11 protein-coding genes are annotated in these 20,063 nt (G+C 40.8%); all 11 read left to right on the forward strand.

What is annotated here, in order from left to right; translation table 11 throughout:
- Nucleotide 1 precedes the first annotated feature (1 nt).
- The 11 genes from BQ7394_RS04945 to BQ7394_RS04995 all read left to right on the forward strand — a co-directional run bounded on the left by BQ7394_RS04945 (nucleotide 2) and on the right by BQ7394_RS04995 (nucleotide 20,054).
- The gene (locus BQ7394_RS04945) at nucleotides 2-721 is read left to right on the forward strand and encodes a hypothetical protein (RefSeq protein WP_075556351.1); all 720 of its coding nucleotides are present in this window, start codon (nucleotides 2-4) and stop codon (nucleotides 719-721) included.
- A gap of 142 nt (nucleotides 722-863) precedes the next feature.
- Nucleotides 864-1,286: a 6-bladed beta-propeller gene (locus tag BQ7394_RS04950; protein ID WP_075556352.1), complete on the forward strand. Its 423-nt coding sequence runs from the start codon at nucleotides 864-866 to the stop codon at nucleotides 1,284-1,286.
- Nucleotides 1,287-1,344: 58 nt separating this feature from the next.
- Nucleotides 1,345-6,801, forward strand: a complete 5,457-nt coding sequence (locus tag BQ7394_RS04955) for an alpha-2-macroglobulin family protein (protein ID WP_075556353.1) — start codon at nucleotides 1,345-1,347, stop codon at nucleotides 6,799-6,801.
- 24 nt (nucleotides 6,802-6,825) lie between these two features.
- Nucleotides 6,826-7,641, forward strand: coding sequence for an immunoglobulin-like domain-containing protein (locus BQ7394_RS04960; protein WP_075556354.1), 816 nt, complete (start codon nucleotides 6,826-6,828; stop codon nucleotides 7,639-7,641).
- A 98-nt stretch (nucleotides 7,642-7,739) separates the two neighbouring features.
- Entirely contained in the window at nucleotides 7,740-8,282 is a 543-nt protein-coding gene (locus BQ7394_RS04965; RefSeq protein WP_075556355.1) for an RNA polymerase sigma-70 factor, read from the forward strand.
- A 21-nt stretch (nucleotides 8,283-8,303) separates the two neighbouring features.
- On the forward strand, nucleotides 8,304-9,443 hold the full coding sequence (locus tag BQ7394_RS04970; RefSeq protein WP_075556356.1) for a DNA alkylation repair protein: 1,140 nt from the start codon (nucleotides 8,304-8,306) through the stop codon (nucleotides 9,441-9,443).
- A gap of 118 nt (nucleotides 9,444-9,561) precedes the next feature.
- Nucleotides 9,562-10,545 (forward strand): FecR family protein, encoded by a 984-nt coding sequence (locus tag BQ7394_RS04975; RefSeq protein ID WP_075556357.1) that lies wholly within the window; start codon nucleotides 9,562-9,564, stop codon nucleotides 10,543-10,545.
- Nucleotides 10,546-10,755: 210 nt separating this feature from the next.
- On the forward strand, nucleotides 10,756-14,169 hold the full coding sequence (locus tag BQ7394_RS04980; protein WP_075556358.1) for a TonB-dependent receptor: 3,414 nt from the start codon (nucleotides 10,756-10,758) through the stop codon (nucleotides 14,167-14,169).
- Between the two features lie 10 nt (nucleotides 14,170-14,179).
- Nucleotides 14,180-15,886: a RagB/SusD family nutrient uptake outer membrane protein gene (locus BQ7394_RS04985; protein WP_075556359.1), complete on the forward strand. Its 1,707-nt coding sequence runs from the start codon at nucleotides 14,180-14,182 to the stop codon at nucleotides 15,884-15,886.
- A 6-nt stretch (nucleotides 15,887-15,892) separates the two neighbouring features.
- Nucleotides 15,893-17,344 carry a sulfatase family protein gene (locus BQ7394_RS04990; RefSeq protein ID WP_075556360.1) on the forward strand — a complete coding sequence of 484 codons (1,452 nt, stop codon included), beginning with the start codon at nucleotides 15,893-15,895 and terminating at the stop codon, nucleotides 17,342-17,344.
- Between the two features lie 187 nt (nucleotides 17,345-17,531).
- Nucleotides 17,532-20,054 (forward strand): FtsK/SpoIIIE family DNA translocase, encoded by a 2,523-nt coding sequence (locus tag BQ7394_RS04995; RefSeq protein WP_075556361.1) that lies wholly within the window; start codon nucleotides 17,532-17,534, stop codon nucleotides 20,052-20,054.
- The last annotated feature ends 9 nt before the right edge of the window (nucleotides 20,055-20,063 follow it).

The following is a 20,063-nucleotide window of genomic DNA, read 5'->3' on the forward strand; positions in this document are numbered from 1 at the left end:
TATGGAATATCCTCAATCTTATTCGTTAGGAAATGGTAGCTTGTGGCAGAATGTGAAATCGAAATGGAATAACATGCCTGTACCGATATCCTGCAGCTTGTATTTGTTGAAAGAAAACCGTTTTTATATTGATATTAGTGTTAATGAGCTAATTGATGTTGTGTTTACTATGTTTCCGGCTTATGGCTATTTTTCAAAAAAAGGTAAGTTGTATTATCTGAAAGACATTTCAAGTGGAGCAGAGCTTGTGTTAGAAGAAATAAAACATTCGAATTTGTTAGTGAAGAAGGGGTTTTGCTTTATGGAAAATGAGCTTTTTCATAAAGATGAATATATTTACGATTCGGATGAAGGTGCCCTAAATTTTGATGAAGATGTAGTGAAGAGTAAAAATAGAGAAATTGATTTTAAAGAAAATAAAAAGCCGGAACCTGTACCTTTACAATTGGGTATGTATAGGAATGGAGATATTTCATTATTTTTAGAAGTCGGTTTTCATTATAAGATTCTTTTTTCTAGTGAGAGTCCTTTATGTTTGCTTTCAGAAGGAAAATGGGAAAAAGAGGGAAATGTGCTGAAGTTATATACGCCTTCATTGGATTATACGTTTTTAGCCTTGATCAGTAGTTCTGGAAAATTGAAAATGATTCGTTTCCCCAATTGTGGTTATCCTGACTGGGTATATGAATTAGCAATAGAATATCCTTTTATTATGAGGTAAAAAAGAGGTATCTGGTAATCTCTGATTTTAAATGTTTGATCTATTGAAAAATAAAAGATGTGGATGTTGTTTTAATGTTTATCTTTATGTAGTTTTACGATTGAAAGAAATTCCGGATTAAACACCTTAAAAAGATCAGCTTATGAAAACCCATATTTTTGTTTATTGCCTAATTCCATTGATGTCGCTGTTATCCTGTACGAAGGAAAAGGGAACTATTTATACGGTTGATTTCTCTTCCCGAGACTTTCCTCAAAAGAGCGTTGATCTGGATGAATATGTCGATTCTTGGAGAAAAGTGATTCTGGAAACTGATTCGCTTTGTCTGGTTGATAAGTCTGCTAATTTTTATCCATGCAAAGAATATATTATTGTCTATTCGCCCAATAAAATTATGATGTTTGATTATGATGGTAAGTTTATAAAGAGTGTTGCTCAGGGAGGTAACGGTCCGGGTGAAATTAACTATTTATCAGATTGTGTGGTTGATAAAGAAAACCAAATCTTATATTATCTTGAAATATTTGATACAGAGAATATACACTCTATATCATTAAAAAAATGATTAATATGTAACTGTGTGGGTAGGGATTGTCTGATTGTAAACAAAAAACGAAGGCTTTATGAAAAAGAATAGATTATTCCGTGTTTTTCTGCTATGTCTTTTAGTATTGTATACTGTTTCTTTCCGGACTGTAGCCCAGTCTTATGAGCAGATGTGGGAACAGGTAGAGATGATGGAACAGAAACAACTGCCGAAATCAGCTGTTGGAGAAGTTCAGAAAATCTATGATCGTGCCAGCCGGGAAAAGAATGTCCCTCAATTGATGAAAGCCTGGTTGACGAAAGCCTCTTTACATATCGATGTAACGCCGGACAGTCTACCCGGCGAGTTAGACCGGTTGAAAAAATGGGCTATCGAAGAAACGGATCCGGTACATCAAGCCGTACTGAATAATCTGTTGGGGTATTATATATTGGACACAGGAAAAAGAGATGAAGCGGCAATCGACAGTGCTATTTCTTATTTTCGTCTTTCTCTCCAAAATCCGGAGATACTGGCTACGCAACCGGCCGGGAGCTATCGTCCTATGACGGTAAGTGCGAAACTGAGTGAAACATATTATAACGATAACATGTTTCAATTGCTTGCCAGTCAGGCTATCACACGGTTGAAAGGATATTGGATCGTTGATCCGGCGTTGAGGACAAAAATAGAAACAGAAGTTCTTGCCATCCATGACCGTTTAATATCCTATTATAAGCAACAGGGAATGAGAGATGCCCTGTTGTTGTCGTTACTGGATAAGTTATATATGGAAGGGTATGATGTCGGTCGGGGAGGAGTGGGTGAAAAGCTGAGATTGAAACAGGAGCGTGTTGTCGATTTGCTGAAACAGTGGACTGTCGAGTTTGCGGATTCTCCGGTTTGTGGTGAAGTGTATAACCAGTTGGCTGTACGCTATGATGCGATGGGTGATTATGTAGCCAAACTACAAGTGGCGCAAACAGGGTTAGAGAAATATCCCCAATCGCCTTCCTGTCGTGACTTAAAAGAGCAGGTTGCTGAGGTACTGACACCTCGTTTCAATGCTGATATTCCTTTTGCCTATCCCGGAATGGATGTTGATTTTAAGATTCATTATCGGAATCTGTCGGGTTTTACTGTTGAACTCTACCGGATGGATTTGACGCCGACAAGTAGTGTATTGGCAGGTGGAGAAATTCATTCTTCAGTTGTAAAAAAGTATGGCAGGTTAGTGGATAGCCGTCATTATCAGTTAGCCGAAACTCCTGATTACAAGGAAACGGATACATTGGTACATTACAGGTTTCCGACGGAAGGTATTTATGTCGTTAAGTCTATCCCGGACGGTAATCCGGCATATACTGCTTACGGAAGAGCTTATGTTTCCACCCTCCAGGCGGTTTTATTGGATTTGCCCGATGGGAAACAGGAAATAACAGTCGTCGATAAACTGACCGGGCATCCGGTGGTTGGTACGGAAGTTGCTTATTATCGTGTGGATCAGGGAGGAGGTTTCCGGTTGATTGAAACACATCCGACCAATAATAAAGGGTGCGTGACACTGGTTCCTCCAAAAGAAGAGAACTGGTTGGGTATCAATGTGCGCAAACCGGAAGCCGATTATATGGAAATTACTTATGCGGAACGTTCTGTTCATAGATATAATGGAAATACCAAGCCGGGAGAACAGAAAAAGATATCTCTTTTTACGGATCGTGCTCTTTATCGTCCCGGTCAGATAGTCTATGTGGCAGGATGGGTCTACGGACAACAAGGAGACTCGACCTATGTGCTTCCGGCAACGGAAAGTGAAGTTATTCTGCGTGATGCGAACAGACAGGAAATAGGCAAACTGAATTTGACAACGGACAGTCTAGGTTCATTTTCCGGAAACTTTGTATTACCGGAAACCGCTCGGCCTGGGGAGTTTGAACTGGCGGTGAAAGATGGAGACAGCCGTTATATTCGGGTGGATGAATATAAACGCCCCACTTTTGATGTAATTTTTCATCCGTATCGCTCCTCTTATCAAATGGGGGATACATTATTAGTAACGGGGGAGGTTAAAACCTTTGCCGGTGTGCCGGTAGGAGAATGTGAGCTGAGCTACAAAACGGTTCGTTCACAAAATGAGTTTTGGCGTATTTCCGGTAGTGAGACGATATTGGAGACCGGAAAACTTTTGACAAATGCTGATGGAAGTTTTGAATTACCTGTTTTTCTGCGTAAACCGGATGATTTCAATACGAATGATCCCGGACGTTATTATACTTTTAACGTGACGGCCCAGGTGATTAATAAAGTCGGTGAAATGGAAAGTAATTCTCTCTCTTTGCCTGTAGGCTTACAATCGTTGGCTTTGCGTATCCGTGGATTACGTTCCAAAGTGGCACGGGAGAAGCGTGACTCCATGGAAATCCTTGCTACGAATCTGAGTGGCCAGCTTGTAAAAAGCCAGACGGTCTGTGTGGTTTATTCTTTGGATGAGGCTGGGAGAAAAAGAGATGAAGTTTGGCGAGATACCATTGAAACCCAGCGAATGTTTGTCCCCCACGAGCTATTGAAACTTCCTGCTGCTAATTACCGAATGGAAGTTGCTGCAATGGATGAACAGGGTAGATTGTGCTCGGCAAGTCAGGACTTTGTCCTCTTTTCACTGTCTGATCGTCGACTTCCGATCGCTTCGCCGGAATGGTTTTATCAAGATGGGACAACATTCTATGGAGAACAACCTGTAAACTTGTATGTTGGAACCAGTGAGAAAGATGTCTGTCTGTTTTACGATGTATTTTGTGGAAAAAAACGTATCCATTCGGAAAGGATGACACTGTCTGATGAAATCCGTCCGTTTTCTTATGTGTATAAGCCTGAGTATGGTGATGGTATTACTGTTAATTTCGCTTTTATGCGTAAGGGTGTTTTTTATTCCAAGCAAGTAAAAATAACCCGGCCTTGTCCGAAGAAGGAACTCAAACTGCAATGGAAAACTTTTCGTGATAAGTTGCTGCCGGGAGGAGAGGAAACCTGGGAACTCCGGATAATGTCACCGGCCAAGAAAGCAGCGGATGCCTGTTTGCTGGCGACTCTTTATGATGCATCGCTCGATAAACTGTATCTCAATGACTGGGACTTCAGATTGAATTATCCTCGTTTTACGCCTGACATACGGCATAATATGATTGTTCATGGCCATTCGATCTGGATGTATAGCAGTTTCCCTTATTCTGCCAGTTCTGCACATGGTTTTAGCTGGAATGACTTTAGTTATATGCGTGTTCCTCTATGGCGTGTTCCGTATGCCGGTCTTAGTTTCAAGGAAAAAGTAACAAGCCGGATGAAGAAGGCTACAAACGTTGAGATTGCAGATGAAATCTCGGTGGATAATGGTTTTGATTTTGGGGACGGAACTTCTGTGATGGCTATAGCTGAATCTTCATCTCCTCTTGAATTGGACGATAGTTCTCCGTATGTTCCCCTCCGTGAGAACTTTGTAGAAACTGCATTTTTCTATCCTTCTCTTCGGACGGATACGAATGGAGTTGTCAGTATCGCGTTTACGCTTCCGGAAACGCTGACTGAATGGAAATTTATGGGGCTTGCTCATACATCTACTATGGATTATGGTTTTATAACCGCTAAAGCGAAAGCTGTTAAGTCATTTATGGTGGAAACAAATATGCCGCGTTTTATCAGGGTGAATGATGAGGCGGTTATCAGTACGACAATTACCAATATCTCGGAAAAAACGGCTCAGGGGATTATCCGGATGGAATTGATAGTTCCGGAGACCCGCGAAGTCATATCGACTCAAAAGCGGACGTTCAATGTTGATGCCCATCGTACAATGGCAGTTTCGTTCGATGTGAAAGGGGATGATAAATATTCGGCTTATATTTGTCGGATTGTTGCCGAGACTGATGGGTTCAGTGACGGAGAGCAACATCTTCTTCCGGTTTTGTCAGATAAACAGTGGATGACAGATGCTATATCCGTCCAGTTGAATGGAACGGATAATAAAACGGTTGCATTGGACGGTTTGTATAACGACGATAGTAAAACGGCAATTCGTAAGCAACTGACAGTCGAGTTGACAGCTAATCCGGAATGGTATGCCGTACAAGCTCTTCCAATGATTGCTGAGGCGGATAACGATGATGCTTTATCGTGGGCAACTGTTTTTTATGCCAATTCTTTGTCTGATGCGATTCTCAATATCAATGCTGATAATAAGACGGCTGTTTCCCGTTTACGTGAATTGCAGTTACCTGACGGATCATGGAGTTGGTATAAAGGTATGCGAGGAAATGATTATGTTACCTACCAAATAGCGGAGATGTTTGCCCGACTGCAAGCGATGAATATATCTGTAGAACCTGTGAAAGATATGTATGATAAAGCTTTGGACTATTTAGCTGATCGCTGGATGACTACTTACAGGCAAATGATAGCAGAGGAAAAGAAAGGAAAAAAGGATTTGATGCCGGACGGACAATCCATCAATTATTTATACATCTGTGCACTGGATAAACAAGCTGCTTCCCAAATTGAAAAAAAGGCCTGTTCGTACATGATCGATAAACTTGAATCCGGGAAATCTGATTATACGATTTACGAGAAAGCCCGTGTAGCTCTCATACTATATGAGGCTGATAAACAAGCAAAGGCAAAAGAACTGGTACGCTCTATAAAAGAATATACTGTGGCTACAGATGAAATGGGACGTTATTTCGATACATCTAAAGCAACCTATTCCTGGAACAGTTTCCGTATTCCTACACAGGTCGCTGCAATCGAGGCTATATCCCGCATAGACTATGATTCCGTCATGATAAATGAAATGAAGCAATGGTTGTTGAAACAGAAACAGGTGCAAGTATGGGAGACATCTGTTGCTACTGCCGATGTGGTGTATGCTTTTCTTTCCGGCAGTAAAAAAAGCATATCCGGAAACAGTCGTGTAAAAGCAAAAATAGCAGAGAAGGAAGTGGTGACTCCTAACGATACGTTGGGGTATGCCAGTCATACGTTTTTCGGAAAAGAAGCAGAAGTTCGGGAGATAGAGATCTGTCGTTCCGGTGCAGGTATGGGATGGGCCGCTGTATATGCACAATATATGGAAGATATGGGAAAGGTTCGGAAGGCAAAAGGAAATGGTTTAAAAATAACCCGCACTTATAGTAAGAATGGAAAGACTGTTTCTCCGAAAACAGAGTTGCATGTGGGAGATGAATTAACGGTACAGCTTACGGTGAAGGCTGACCGAGACATGGATTTTATACATATCACGGATTCCCGTGCCGCCTCTATGGAGCCTAAAGAGAAATTATCCGGTTATGTTTTTTCCGATAATATCAGTTATTATCAAGTGATAAAAGATTCTTCTATCGAGTTTTTTATAGATAAGTTTCGTAAAGGCACTGTTCAGTTAGAATATAAGATCTATCTGGATCGTCCGGGAGTTTATCAGACCGGAATAACGACTGTACGATCTGTGTATGCTCCTGAGTTTACAGGGTATTCAGGAAGCACGGTTATTGATGTACAAGAATAGTTTAATACAAAATTTGACTGCTATATGATGAAAAACAAACTTTTTTATTATTTAATAGCAATTGCATGCTTGGGGTGCCAGCATAAGGAAGGGAATAAGGAGCAGATATCTTATTTACTCAAACAGGATACTGTAAATAAGTCCTCTGTCGCAATGGTTCCGGATGAGAGTTCCTTTGAAATGAGATTATATGCAGAAGTTCTCCCTGTAACAGAGGATAGAGTGTATTTTACAATATATAATCATTTGGACAGAGAAGCTGTCTTCGGTGATGATGTGAAGATTGAGTATTATGATACAATCACTTCTACTTGGGTGAATACTTATCCGGAGAATGCTGTTTACACCTTGATGGCTCATCCTGTACCTTCTCATGGATATTGTGATGGCAACGCTTTTCTATATAAGCATGAACCAGGAAAGTATCGGATTGTAAAGACAATAGATAAGGCAAACCAATCTTATTTGGTTATCGGTAATTTTTCTCTTTCCAATACGCATGAGATTGCTCAAATATATAAGGAGCCGGATTGGGGTCCCGTTCAATATAAGGATGGTTATGAGGCATTGGATATGTTTATTAAAAAAAATACATATTATCCTGCTGCATTAAAAGGATCCGGCTTGAAAGCGGTAGTGGTTTGTGAATTAACTATTGACACATTGGGACGAATACAAAAAACTAAAATATTGAGTAAAAAAACGAACCTTCTCTTTGAAGAACAAGCAATAAAGTTAGTTGGAGAAATTCCGGGAAAATGGCAGCCCGCTTGTGATAGTCATGGTCGTTATCCGGACAAATATGGAATTTTTGTGAGATTTGACGAAGGCAGTAAGTAGATTTTAATTTGTGATCTTATTTTGTTTTATCCATCAAATGAGTACTTTTACGCATATTTTATTGAGCAAACCTGTATCCGTATAAGGGAGATTGAGGAATGGATTTCGAGAACTTTTATATAACATGGTATTCGCGTGTTAAGCACTTTGCACGCGACTATGTACTTTCTGAAGAAGAAGCGGAGAACATTACACAAGATGTTTTTCTTGATTTCTATCAAAAGAGAGATTCGCTTGATTTCCATATAAATGTGATAGCCTATTTGTTTACGTCTGTAAAAAACAGGTGTATTGATTACCTGCGACGTAAACTATTGGAGCAAGAAGCAGCTTCGAGGATGCAGGAGGATTTTGACTTGTCCTTCCGTATGAAGTTCGATTCTTTGGAAGCCTTCGATATGGACGGACTTTCGGAGGATAATATAAAGAATATAATAGAAAAGGCACTTAACGCACTTCCCGAACGGTGCCGGGAGATATTCATATTAAGTAAACTGGAAGGAAAAAAGCAGAAAGAGATAGCAGAAGAACTGAATGTGTCTGTAAAAACCATTGAAACACAGATGACTATCGCTTATAAAAAGTTAAGAGAGGAATTAAAAAACTATTTACCACTATTGATATTTATTTTGTCCTTTTGATAAGGCGTAAAAATTAAAAATATGGCAGAACCTTTTAAAAACATGTACAACGAGCAATTTTTCGATAGATTTACGAAAGATTTGAAACTTGTTATCAAAGATTTTGATGCTCGTGAGTTTGTATCCCAAATAATGGATAATGAATGGGAAAACAGAGAGCTTAAACAACGTTGTATGCACATTACAACAATTCTGAAAAAGTTTTTACCGGCAGATTACAAAGAGGCGATCGCCAAAATACTAGAACTGTTGGATTATGTAAAAAATACACAGCCTGATTTTTCAAAAATAGACGATACGAAGTTTGGTTTAACATTGGAGTATGGTCCGGTTTTAGATAATTATGTAGAACAATACGGATTGGACGATTACGAAACCTCTGTTAAAGCGATAGAAAAAATCACCCAGTTTACAAGTTGTGAATTTTCTGTTCATCCTTTTATTATAAAATATCCGGATGAAATGATGCAGCAAATGTTAGTTTGGTCGAAGCATGAACATTGGGGAGTAAGACGGCTTGCGTCAGAAGGTTGCCGTCCGCGTCTTCCCTGGGCGATGGCTTTGCCGAATTTGAAAGAAAATCCTGCCCCGATCATACCAATTCTGGAAAACCTTAAAAACGATCCGGCGAGATTTGTGCGCTTGAGTGTTGCCAATAACTTAAATGATATAGCGAAAGATAATCCCCAAACGGTGATCGATTTGGTGAAAAGATGGCAAGGAGAGTCGAAGGAAGTGGATTGGATTATCAAACACGGTAGCCGGACACTTTTAAAACAAGGTAATCCGGAGATGATGGAACTGTTTGGCTTTAATTCTACTGCAAAAAGTATCCGCATTGAGAATTTTCAAATTTCAATACCCGAAGTTAAAGTTGGAGACTCGTTGGAGTTTAGTTTTAACTTATTGAATAATAGCAATAAAAGAACCAAAATACGGCTTGAATACGGAATTTACTACCAAAAAGCAAATGGAACGTTGACAAAGAAAGTCCACAAGATCAGCGAAAAGGAGTACGCCGAAAATTCTACAACACAAATTACTCGAAAACACTCTTTTCGCGTGGTAACAACCAGGAAACTTCATCCCGGACTTCACCAGGTTGCTGTAATAATCAACGGGAATGAGTTTGAAAAGTATGATTTTGAGCTGATTGAGTGATAAATACGGCATACAGTAATTAGTCTTTCCGGGAAAATTAAGAAAAATGAAAAAATAATCAGATTTCTTTAGGGGGATTATTTTTTCTGTTCGTTTACTATATAAAGAACAGTGAATAATGGATGAAAGAATCATAAAATATTGCCAGGGAGTATTACCGAAGCAGGAACAGGATCAGCTTTTAAAAGAAGCTTATAATGATCCTGAACTGAAATCTCAAATCATAGACTATCAACATTTGCATAGTCTGTTGGAGTTGGTTCCGGAAAAAATAGATGCGCAGCAGGGATCTGAAAGATATGGTAACTTTAAGAGGCTTGTGAATTCCCGCAAAAGAAGAGTTTGGCTGATCTCGTTCAGCCGGTATGCAGCAATAATTGTGATCGCCTTTGTGTCTGCTTGGATGTTGGCATCTTACGATTTCTCCGGAGATGTCACAAACCGGCAAGAGTTAATCGCTTTTCAGCAGGAATTAGTCGTTCCGGCCGGACAGCGTGCAGAACTTACATTGCCTGACGGTACGAAAGTCTGGCTGAATGCAGGTTCTAAATTATCCTATCCTTCTTTTTTTGGAAAGGAACGGAAAGTTTTTTTGTCGGGTGAAGGTTTTTTTAATGTGAGTAAAAATGAAAAGGTACCTTTCATTGTCTCTACCCGGACGATAGATGTCAAAGCTCTGGGAACTCAGTTCAACGTATTCAGCTATCCGGAAAGTAATTATACCGGCGTTTATCTTCAGGAAGGTTCTGTGAAAGCTTACTTTCCCTCTTCCGAGGCTGAAGGTGTGATCCTTTCTCCGGAACAGTATCTTGTTCAAAAAGGAAAACAGTTAGTGCTCTCTACAATGGACCCGGATGAATTATTATGGCGCGAAGGTATTTATACGTTTAAAAGGCAGAAGTTGGGAAGAATCATAGAGAAGCTGGAGTTGTATTATGATGTGAAGATCGTTGTGAAAGATCCGGAAATATTGGATTATGAATATGTCGGGAAGTTCCGTCAAAGGGATGGGGTGATGGAGATTCTTCATCTGATCCAACGGATACATAATTTTAAAATCAAAAAGAATGATGAACTGAATCAGATAATACTGAGTAAATAAAAAGAGTATTAACCTTTAAATCTAGTATGTATGAGTCCATGAAGAATTAAAAAAAATCGGCAGATATTGGCCTATCTACCGATTTTACGAAAAGTAAAACCATTTGTGTTCAAAAAATTAGTATTTACTTAACAAAGCAAAGATATGAAAATAAATCCTTTGTTACCGCATTTCTTATGTCTAAAAAATCACCAAAAGGCATTCAGAATTATGAAACTATCCTTTTTTATCCTGTTTGTTTTTGTGTGCCAGTTATTTGCATTGAATACTGATGCACAGACTGTTGTTGTCGAATTGAAATCGAATAAACTTTCAATTGAAGAATTGTTTAAGGAAATAGAAAGACAGACTGACTATCTCGTCATATATAGTACGAGTGGTGTCCGTTCAAACTTCGATTTGTCATTAACTAAGAAGAAAGCCAAAGTCTCCGAGTATTTGGATGAAGCATTGAGAGGACATGGCTTGAAATATGAGTTTGTCAATAATTATATCATATTGTCGAAAACAGAAGAGGCTGTTGTCCAACAAAATAGAATTAAGATCGAAGGGACTGTTTATGATCCGGCCGGAGAACCCATCATCGGTGCTAATGTCGTTGAAAAAGGGACAATGAATGGTATTATCACGGATATAGACGGAAAGTTTTTTCTGGATGTCGTTTCTGGTACAACTTTGGTTGTCTCTTATATAGGATATAAAACGGAAGAAGTGGCAGTCGGTAATAAACGTAACCTGTCGATAACCCTGAAAGAAGATTCGGAGACATTGGAAGAAGTGGTGGTTGTCGGTTATGGAACGCAAAAGAAAGTAAACCTGACAGGAGCTGTTTCGCAGGTAACTTCCAAGGTATTGGAAAATCGTCCGATAACGAATCTGGGACAAGGACTTCAAGGGGTGGTTCCGAACCTGAATGTTTCTTTTAACGGAGGCGATCCCAATGCTGAAGTAAGTATGAATATTCGCGGCCTGGCTTCTATCAGCGGGGAAGGTAGTTCTCCTTTAGTGATGGTAGATGGCGTTCAGATGAATATGAATATGGTCAATCCGGAAGATGTGGAAAGCGTATCGGTTTTGAAAGATGCTTCTTCTTCGGCTATTTATGGTGCCCGGGGTGCTTTCGGCGTGATTCTGATCACAACGAAAAAGGGAAAAACGGATCGTAAGCCAGTGATTGAATATTCCGGAAGTATCCAGTTGAATACACATACTTATTTACCGGATATGTTGAGTGCTCCCGATTATATGGATGCCATGAATGAATCTTCGTTCAATAATACGGGTAAAGACAAATATTCGGCTGAACAGGTACAGTGGGTGAAAGATTATTATAATGACCCGGTTAATAATCCGGTTTACCATATGATGGAGAATGGAAAAATTTTCTGGAACTCAAATAATAACAACTATAAACAGATGCTTCAGAAATGGGCTCCCACCCATAAACATACGGTAAACATCAGTGGAGGTAGCAAAGCTATCCGTTTCTATGCTTCAGCAGGTTATATGAACCAGGAAGGGATGTTTAAGGATGCGACCGATATATTTAAGAGGTATAATTTCCTGAGCAATATCTCTGCGGATCTGACTCCTAATTTTCGTGTAGGCTTTAAAGCGTCTTATACACATACGGTATATGATGCACCTCATGCTTACTCGACGAAGGGTACTAATTGGTGGGAACAGATGACACGCGGTGAACCGCAGATATTATTCCCTGTCACAACACCTGAAGACAGCCCTGTCGGCGGTGGTATTCCAACGGAGCATTTTTATAATTTCCTGACAAGCGGTTCAAGAAATGTGACAAACAATGACTTGACCCTTTTGATGGGTAATGCAGAATGGGATGTGGTAAAAGGCTTGAAGATTAAAGGTGACTTTAGTTATAGAGCTACCAATGACAGACAAAAAGATGTACAAAAGGAATTTGATTATATCCGCGATTCCTGGACTACACAGAATAGTGCGACCTTCCCTTCCTCTATCCTCGCTCAGAATGCACGAAGTAACTATTTCGCTGCGAACCTATACGGGGAATATATGACTTCGATCAACGATAAACACAATATTACAGTATTGGCAGGTTTTAATCAGGAATGGGAAACTTATCGGGAAGATTATACCAAACAAGAAGAACTGGTGTCGAGTGATATTCCATCGATCAGCCTGGGTACAGGGAAAGTAACGACAAAAGACAAGGAGTACAGTTGGGCGATTCGTGGTATGTTTATGCGTCTGAAATATGACTATATGAATAAGTATTTGTTTGAAATGAATGGTCGCTACGATGGTACATCTAAGTTCCCGCATAATTCCCGTTATGGTTTCTTCCCTTCGTTCTCTGTTGGATGGCGTATTTCTTCAGAATCTTTTATGGAATCTACACATTCCTGGCTGAACGATTTAAAGGTTAGAGTTAATTACGGTAGTTTGGGGAATCAGAATGTCAAAGGTTATTATCCTTATATTTCCACGTTCGAAGTAACGCAGCAGACTCCTTTTATCATTAATGGCTCTTTGCCTATTTCCGTTGCTGCTCCCGGAATGGTTTCTCCGGATCTGACATGGGAAACTGTGAAGTCTTTAAATCTGGGTATTGATGTAACAGTGTTGAATCGTTTAAGTGCAAGCTTCGACTGGTTTAACAGGAAAACTACAAATATGCTGACTGAAGGAGATAAGCTTCCGTCTATTTTAGGTACAGATGTTCCAAGACGTAATAATGCAGATATGAAGACTGCCGGTTGGGAGCTTTCTGTCAATTGGAGGGATCAGTTGGCTAACGGTTTTTCTTATGATTTAGGTTTGATTCTGTCTGACTATCAGAGTGAAATTACCAAGTTTGATAATAATCCAAGCAAGTTATATGATAATTATTATGTAGGAAAAAAGATTGGAGAGATCTGGGGATATGAAACCGTCGGAATCTTCCAGTCGAAAGACGAAGTGGCGACGGCTGCCAATCAGAGTAAATTAGGTAATGGCGATAAATGGGGACCTGGTGATACACACTATGCAGATTTGAATGGTGACAAAATAATAGATTGGGGTGATAAAACAGTAGATAACCCAGGCGATACGAAGGTAATTGGAAATACGACACCGCGTTATCAGTTCGGTATAACAGCCAATCTGGGATGGAAAGGTTTCGATTGTAATATCTTTATTCAAGGTATTGGTAAACGCGATTTCTTCCCGATCGGTAGTTATTTCTGGGGACATATTAATAATGGGAATGCTGTCGGTACCTATGAAGTGTATAAAAATGCCTGGAGAGAAGATAATCCGGGAGCATTCTATCCTATGTGGAAAGCTTCTTCAATGAGTTATAATGTAAGAACACAGACTCGTTATTTACAAAGCGGAGCTTATGCACGGTTGAAAAACTTTACGGTTGGATATACGATACCAGCTGAGATCACCCAGAAAGTCAGATTGAACAAAGTTCGTGTTTACTTTTCCGGTCAGAACTTATTCGAGATTACCAATATGCGAGGTAAATTCGATCCTGAGCTTATCGGAAATGTGGATGATGAAAAATCAAAGTCAAATGTAGGCAAAGTGGGTGAATTTTATCCGTTGCAGCGTTCAATTTTATTCGGTTTACAATTATCATTATAATTAGAGCAATATGAAATCAATTAAAATATTACTTACAGGTAGCATCATGTTGGCAACGTTGGTTGCCTGTAATGATGATTTTATGGATCGTTTTCCGACAACAGATATCAGTGATCAGAATTTCTGGCATTCGACCAGAGATATGGAGTTATATTGTAATGGTTTATATACTTTCATTAAAGGACACGGAACCGGTCACGATAGAAGCCCGATGTTATCCGGTGATAACCAGAGCGATAATATGGCCCCTCAGGATTATAACAAGGTGGCTGCCGGCGAACATATAATACCGGAAAGTTCTAATACCGACGAATGGAATTGGACTTTTATCCGGAAGTGTAATTATTTCCTGGCCCGTTATCAGCAGGCGGAGATCAGTCAGGAGGAAAAAGATGCGTATGCTGCTGAAGTATATTTCTTTAAAGCCTGGGATTATTTTGAGAAGGTGAAACGATATGGAGATGTACCCTGGTTGACGAAAGACCTTACAACAGAATCGGAGGAACTTTTTGGGTCAAGGGATTCACGTGTTGAAGTGATGGATTCTGTGTTAGCTTGCATCGATTGGGCTATTGAAAAGCTGCCGGCTAAAAAGAGTGCTGTTTCCGGCCGTATCAACAGGGATGTAGCACTGATATTAAAGGCGAGAATCTGTCTGCATGAAGGAACGTTCCGTAAATATCATCAGATTGATAATTCGGAAAAGTTCTTGAAAGAGGCTGTAAACACAAGTCAGACTTTAATGAAAGAAGGTCATTACCAGATTTATAACACAAATAATCCGGAGTCTGATTACCGTACGCTTTTCTGTTCTCTGGATTTGAAGGATAATCAGGAAATGATTTATTATAAAGTCTATGAAGAAGGATTGTTAGGTAACAGGACAAGTAATCTTTTGGAAGGTGGAGAATCAACTTTAGGATTTAGTGTGACAAAATCTTTAATTGATGCTTATCTTTGTGAATGTGGAAAACCGATATCTCTTTGTAAAGAACATTTCCTGGGGCATGATAGTATTCAGGCTGAAATGTTACATCGTGACCCGCGTTTGTGTCAGACGATCTGTTATCCGGGAAAAGATTTGCAACGGGATACGAAGAAACCGGCTATTCCGGGATCAAATATTTCTACAGCAAATATTCCGACCGGTTACCAGATTATCAAATATTGGGTAGATGATCCGGCAGAATATTTACGTTATCAGAACGGTATTCTGGATGCTCCTGTATTCCGTTATGCGGAAGCCTTATTGGTTTATGCGGAAGCGAAGGCGGAATTGGGTGAGTGTACACAGTCTGATTTGGACTTGTCTGTTAATTTGTTGCGTAAACGTGCCGGTATGCCGGATATGAAAATCGATCAGCTGGTGAAAGACCCGATGTCTGATTTCCCGTCTTTACCGGTATTGATAGACGAGATCAGAAGGGAAAGACGTGTGGAGTTTGCTCTGGAGAATATGCGGTATGATGATTTGATGAGATGGAAAGCGGGTAAGCTGATGGAAAAAACGGTTCGGGGAATGAAGTTTGTTCAGTCTCAGTATCCGACAGTCGTTATCGGTAAACATATCGATGTGGATAAAGAAGGTTTTATTCTGCCGTATTGGAATATTTTACCGAACGGACGTAAGTTCGATGAATCGAAACATTATTATTTCCCGCTTCCGACAGAAGAGCTGGTTATTAATAAAAACTTAAAACAAAATCCAGGTTGGTAATCGATTATGAGAAAGATTTTTTATTCTGTAGCGGCCTTGGCTACATTGAGTTGTTCGGTAGGAGCAAAGGAGAAAGAGGCTAAGAATGTATTGTTTATTTTGGTTGACGATATGCAGAAAACCTGCATTCATGCCTATGGTAATAACCAGGTCGTATCCCCTAATATTGACAGGATCGTCGATCAGGGTATTTCTTTTATGCATACCTACACGAATGGTTCTTTGGGAGGTGCTTTGTCGATGCCGAGCCGTGCCATGATCATGACGGGGAGAGGTGTCTATGAGGTAAGTGGAGACGGCGCGGTGATTCCGGAACAACAAGTTACCTTGCCGGAATTGTTGCGGTCTAACGGTTATGAAACGTTTGCCACAGGGAAATGGCATGCAGATCCCTTGTCGTTTAACCGCTCATTTGCCAAGGCGGAAAATATTTTCTTCGGAGGAATGCATTCGTATGCAACAGACGGACATGTATCTCCCCGTCTGAACCATTATGATCCGGAGGGCAAATATGAAAAGACTTTTATCGGGGATAAGTTCTCATCAGAGATGTTTGCCGATGCGGCCGTCGATTATCTGAATAAAAGAAGTAAGAATGATAAACCGTTCTTTGCCTTTGTTGCTTTTACTTCTCCGCACGATCCACGTATGAAGCATCCAGAATACGGACATCACTATAATCCGGAAGAGATGGAACTGCCTGTTAATTTCCTGCCGCAGCATCCGTTTGACAACGGAGAGTTGAAGATCCGTGATGAGGTATTGTTACCCTTCCCGAGAACAGAGGCTATGATGAAAAAAGATTTGGCTGATTATTATGGAATGATCAGTGAAGTCGATACGCAGATCGGACGTATTATGAAAACCTTGAAGGAGAAAGGGGAGTTGGATAATACCATCATTGTTTTTGCTTCAGATAACGGTTTAGCAGTAGGACGTCACGGACTTCTTGGCAAGCAGAATTTGTATGAACACAGTGTCTGTGTACCGATGGCTATGGTTATTCCCGGCATGGAACAAGGTACCCGGAAAGATGTGGATTGTTACCTGTATGATATCTATCCGACCCTTTGTGATCTTCTGAATATTAAGCCGGCAGAATCTGTTACAGGGAAATCGTTGGCTCCGGTATTGAAAGGGGCGGAAAAGCACAGGGATCAATTATTCCTGGCTTACAACAGCTTCCAGAGAGCTTTGGTGAAAGATGGTTGGAAATACATTATTTATAATGTGGATGGTGCCATTACGGAACAGTTGTTCAATCTGCAGACAGACCCAGATGAAATGGTGAATCTGGCTTCTGATGCAAAATACGATTTCAAAAAACAAGCTTATAAGCGTATTTTGAAAGAAGAGATGAAAAAGAACAATGATTTCTGTAATTTGGATTTACATTACTGGATGGGAAGACCGGGAAAGATGTCCTGGGATGAAGCTTCTAAATTGTATGTTTATTGATCTGATCTGACATCAATTTCATATTTGGAGAACCGTATGTTTTCTTTAGCGCAATTTTATATTGTCGAAAAAGAAAGCGTACGGTTTTTCCGCATACCTATGCGGCTTTATGGAGATAATCATGTATATTTGCAAGTTATAAAAGATATCTCGGACATATTTCGGATATCATTTAACGAGGATTTATATGGCAAAGAAAGCAACTACAACAAAACAAAATAGTAACAACGAACCTGGTAAGTTTGCCCTGATGAAGATGTTCTTCACCAACGAACGTACCCGTTTTATTACCGGGCTGGTAATAGCAATTATTACCATTTATATCGGATTATCCTTGATCTCTTTCTTCTTTACGGGAGGAGCCGATCAAAGTAAGATCGAGAATGTCCCGTTATCGGATCTGCTGACGAACAGAGGTTCGGTTGAGAACTGGACGGGTGTGCGCGGAGCTGTCCTGGCAGACCTGTTGATGAACCGCTGGTTTGGTATCTCTTCGTTTATGATCCTGTTTTTCCTCGGTTCGGTCGGGGCGAAGCTGATGAATCTGCGTAGGGTGTCGTTGTTGAAACGTTTCCTATTCTGTGCGGCTATGCTAGTTTGGGGATCGCTGTTCTTTGCTTTCGTTTTTATCAGCGGATATGAAGATACTTTTATTTATCTGGGAGGACAACACGGATATTACCTGTCTGAAATGATGATCACCAATATCGGTATCCCCGGAACCATTCTGTTATTGGCCGGTATTTTTCTGATCATTGCCATATTCAGCAGTAAGAAAACGATACCGTTCCTGCAAAGCCTGCTTTCTTTCGGTTGGTTGAAGAACCGCCTGAAAAGAGAGAAGAAAGAAGATACAGAAGACGATACGACTTCGGAAGATGATACCGCATCCGAACATCTTATTGCCGACCAGCCGGACGAACGACCGGAAACGGATGATTTTGTTTTTGATACGGCAAAAGAAATGGAGTCTGCCGATGAGGTGGAAAGCTATCGTAAGCCTGAACCGCGTACTGAAACTTATTCGAATATCTCCAATGATGATACATTTGAAGTAACAGTCCCCCAGGAGGAAGAAGCGTATGATATTCCGGATGCAGGAAATCAACCCGATGATCCGGAAGACCTTCCGGGAGATCCTCGTTTTACAGTGGAAGTTCCCGCCGGCGACGATGAAGTATACGATGCTTCTTCATTGGGTGAATATGACCCGAAACTGGATCTGTCCGGTTTCCGCAATCCTCCGATCGAGTTACTGAAAAAATATGATGTAAGCGACCATCAGGTGGACATGGAGGAACAGATGGCTAACCAGAAACGTATCAAGCAGACATTGGAAAGCTTTGGTATCAGTATCTCCTCCATCAAGGCGACAGTGGGTCCGACCATCACCTTATACGAAGTAATCCCGGATACCGGTGTCCGTATTTCGAAGATCAAGAACCTGGAAGATGATATTGCCCTGAACCTGTCGGCTTTGGGTATCCGTATCATTGCCCCGATGCCGGGTAAAGGAACGATCGGTATCGAGGTGCCGAACAAAGACCCGCAGATCGTATCCATGCAGTCGGTGGTGGCTTCTCGTAAATTCCAGGAGTCCAAATATGACCTGCCGGTAGTATTGGGTAAGACAATTACCAATGAGATATTTATGTTCGACCTGTGTAAGATGCCTCACTTATTGGTGGCTGGTGCTACCGGACAAGGTAAGTCGGTCGGTCTGAATGCGGTGATAACCTCTTTATTATATAGAAAGCATCCATCTGAACTGAAGTTTGTATTGGTCGACCCTAAGATGGTTGAGTTCGGTATCTATTCAGACCTGGAACGTCATTATCTAGCAAAATTGCCGGACGCAGACAAAGCTGTGATCACTGACTGTACGAAGGTTATTATGACGTTGAATTCCGTATGTAAAGAAATGGACGACCGTTATGAATTACTGATGAAAGCTCATGTGCGTAATATAAAGGAATATAATGCTAAATTTACCTCCCGTCACCTGAATCCGGAGAAAGGACATAAGTTCATGCCGTTTATCGTAGTGATTATCGACGAGTTCGGCGACCTGATTATGCAGGCTGGTAAAGAGATCGAAACACCGATTGCCCGTATCGCACAGAAAGCACGTGCCGTCGGTATCCATATGATCATTGCCACACAGCGTCCGTCTACCAATATCATTACCGGTATCATCAAGGCGAACTTCCCGGCCCGTATGGCGTTCCGTGTGATGCAGATGGTCGACTCGCGTACAATCCTGGATGCACCCGGTGCCAACCAGTTGATCGGTCGTGGCGACTTGCTGTTCTCGCAGGGTGGGGAAACGAACCGTGTTCAATGTGCTTTTGTGGATACGCCTGAAGTAGAACAGATCGTAAACTATATCTCCGGCCAGGTTGGTTATGCAACCGCCTTCCTGTTGCCTGAATATGTGGGAGAAGGTGGCGAAGATAAAGCGCCGGGCTCTGTCGACCTGTCGGATCGCGATCCTTTGTTTGATGAAGCTGCCCGCCTGATCGTTATCCAGCAACAGGGTTCCACTTCTCTTATCCAGCGTAAGTTTGCGATCGGTTACAACCGTGCCGGACGCCTGATGGACCAGTTGGAAGCGGCAGGAATCGTAGGGCCGTTTGAAGGAAGCAAAGCTCGTCAGGTGTTGATCCAGGACGAGTATAATCTGGAACAGTTACTGAACTCTTTGAAATAATCGTTATTT

Source organism: Parabacteroides timonensis, assembly GCF_900128505.1.
Lineage (GTDB): Bacteria > Bacteroidota > Bacteroidia > Bacteroidales > Tannerellaceae > Parabacteroides > Parabacteroides timonensis.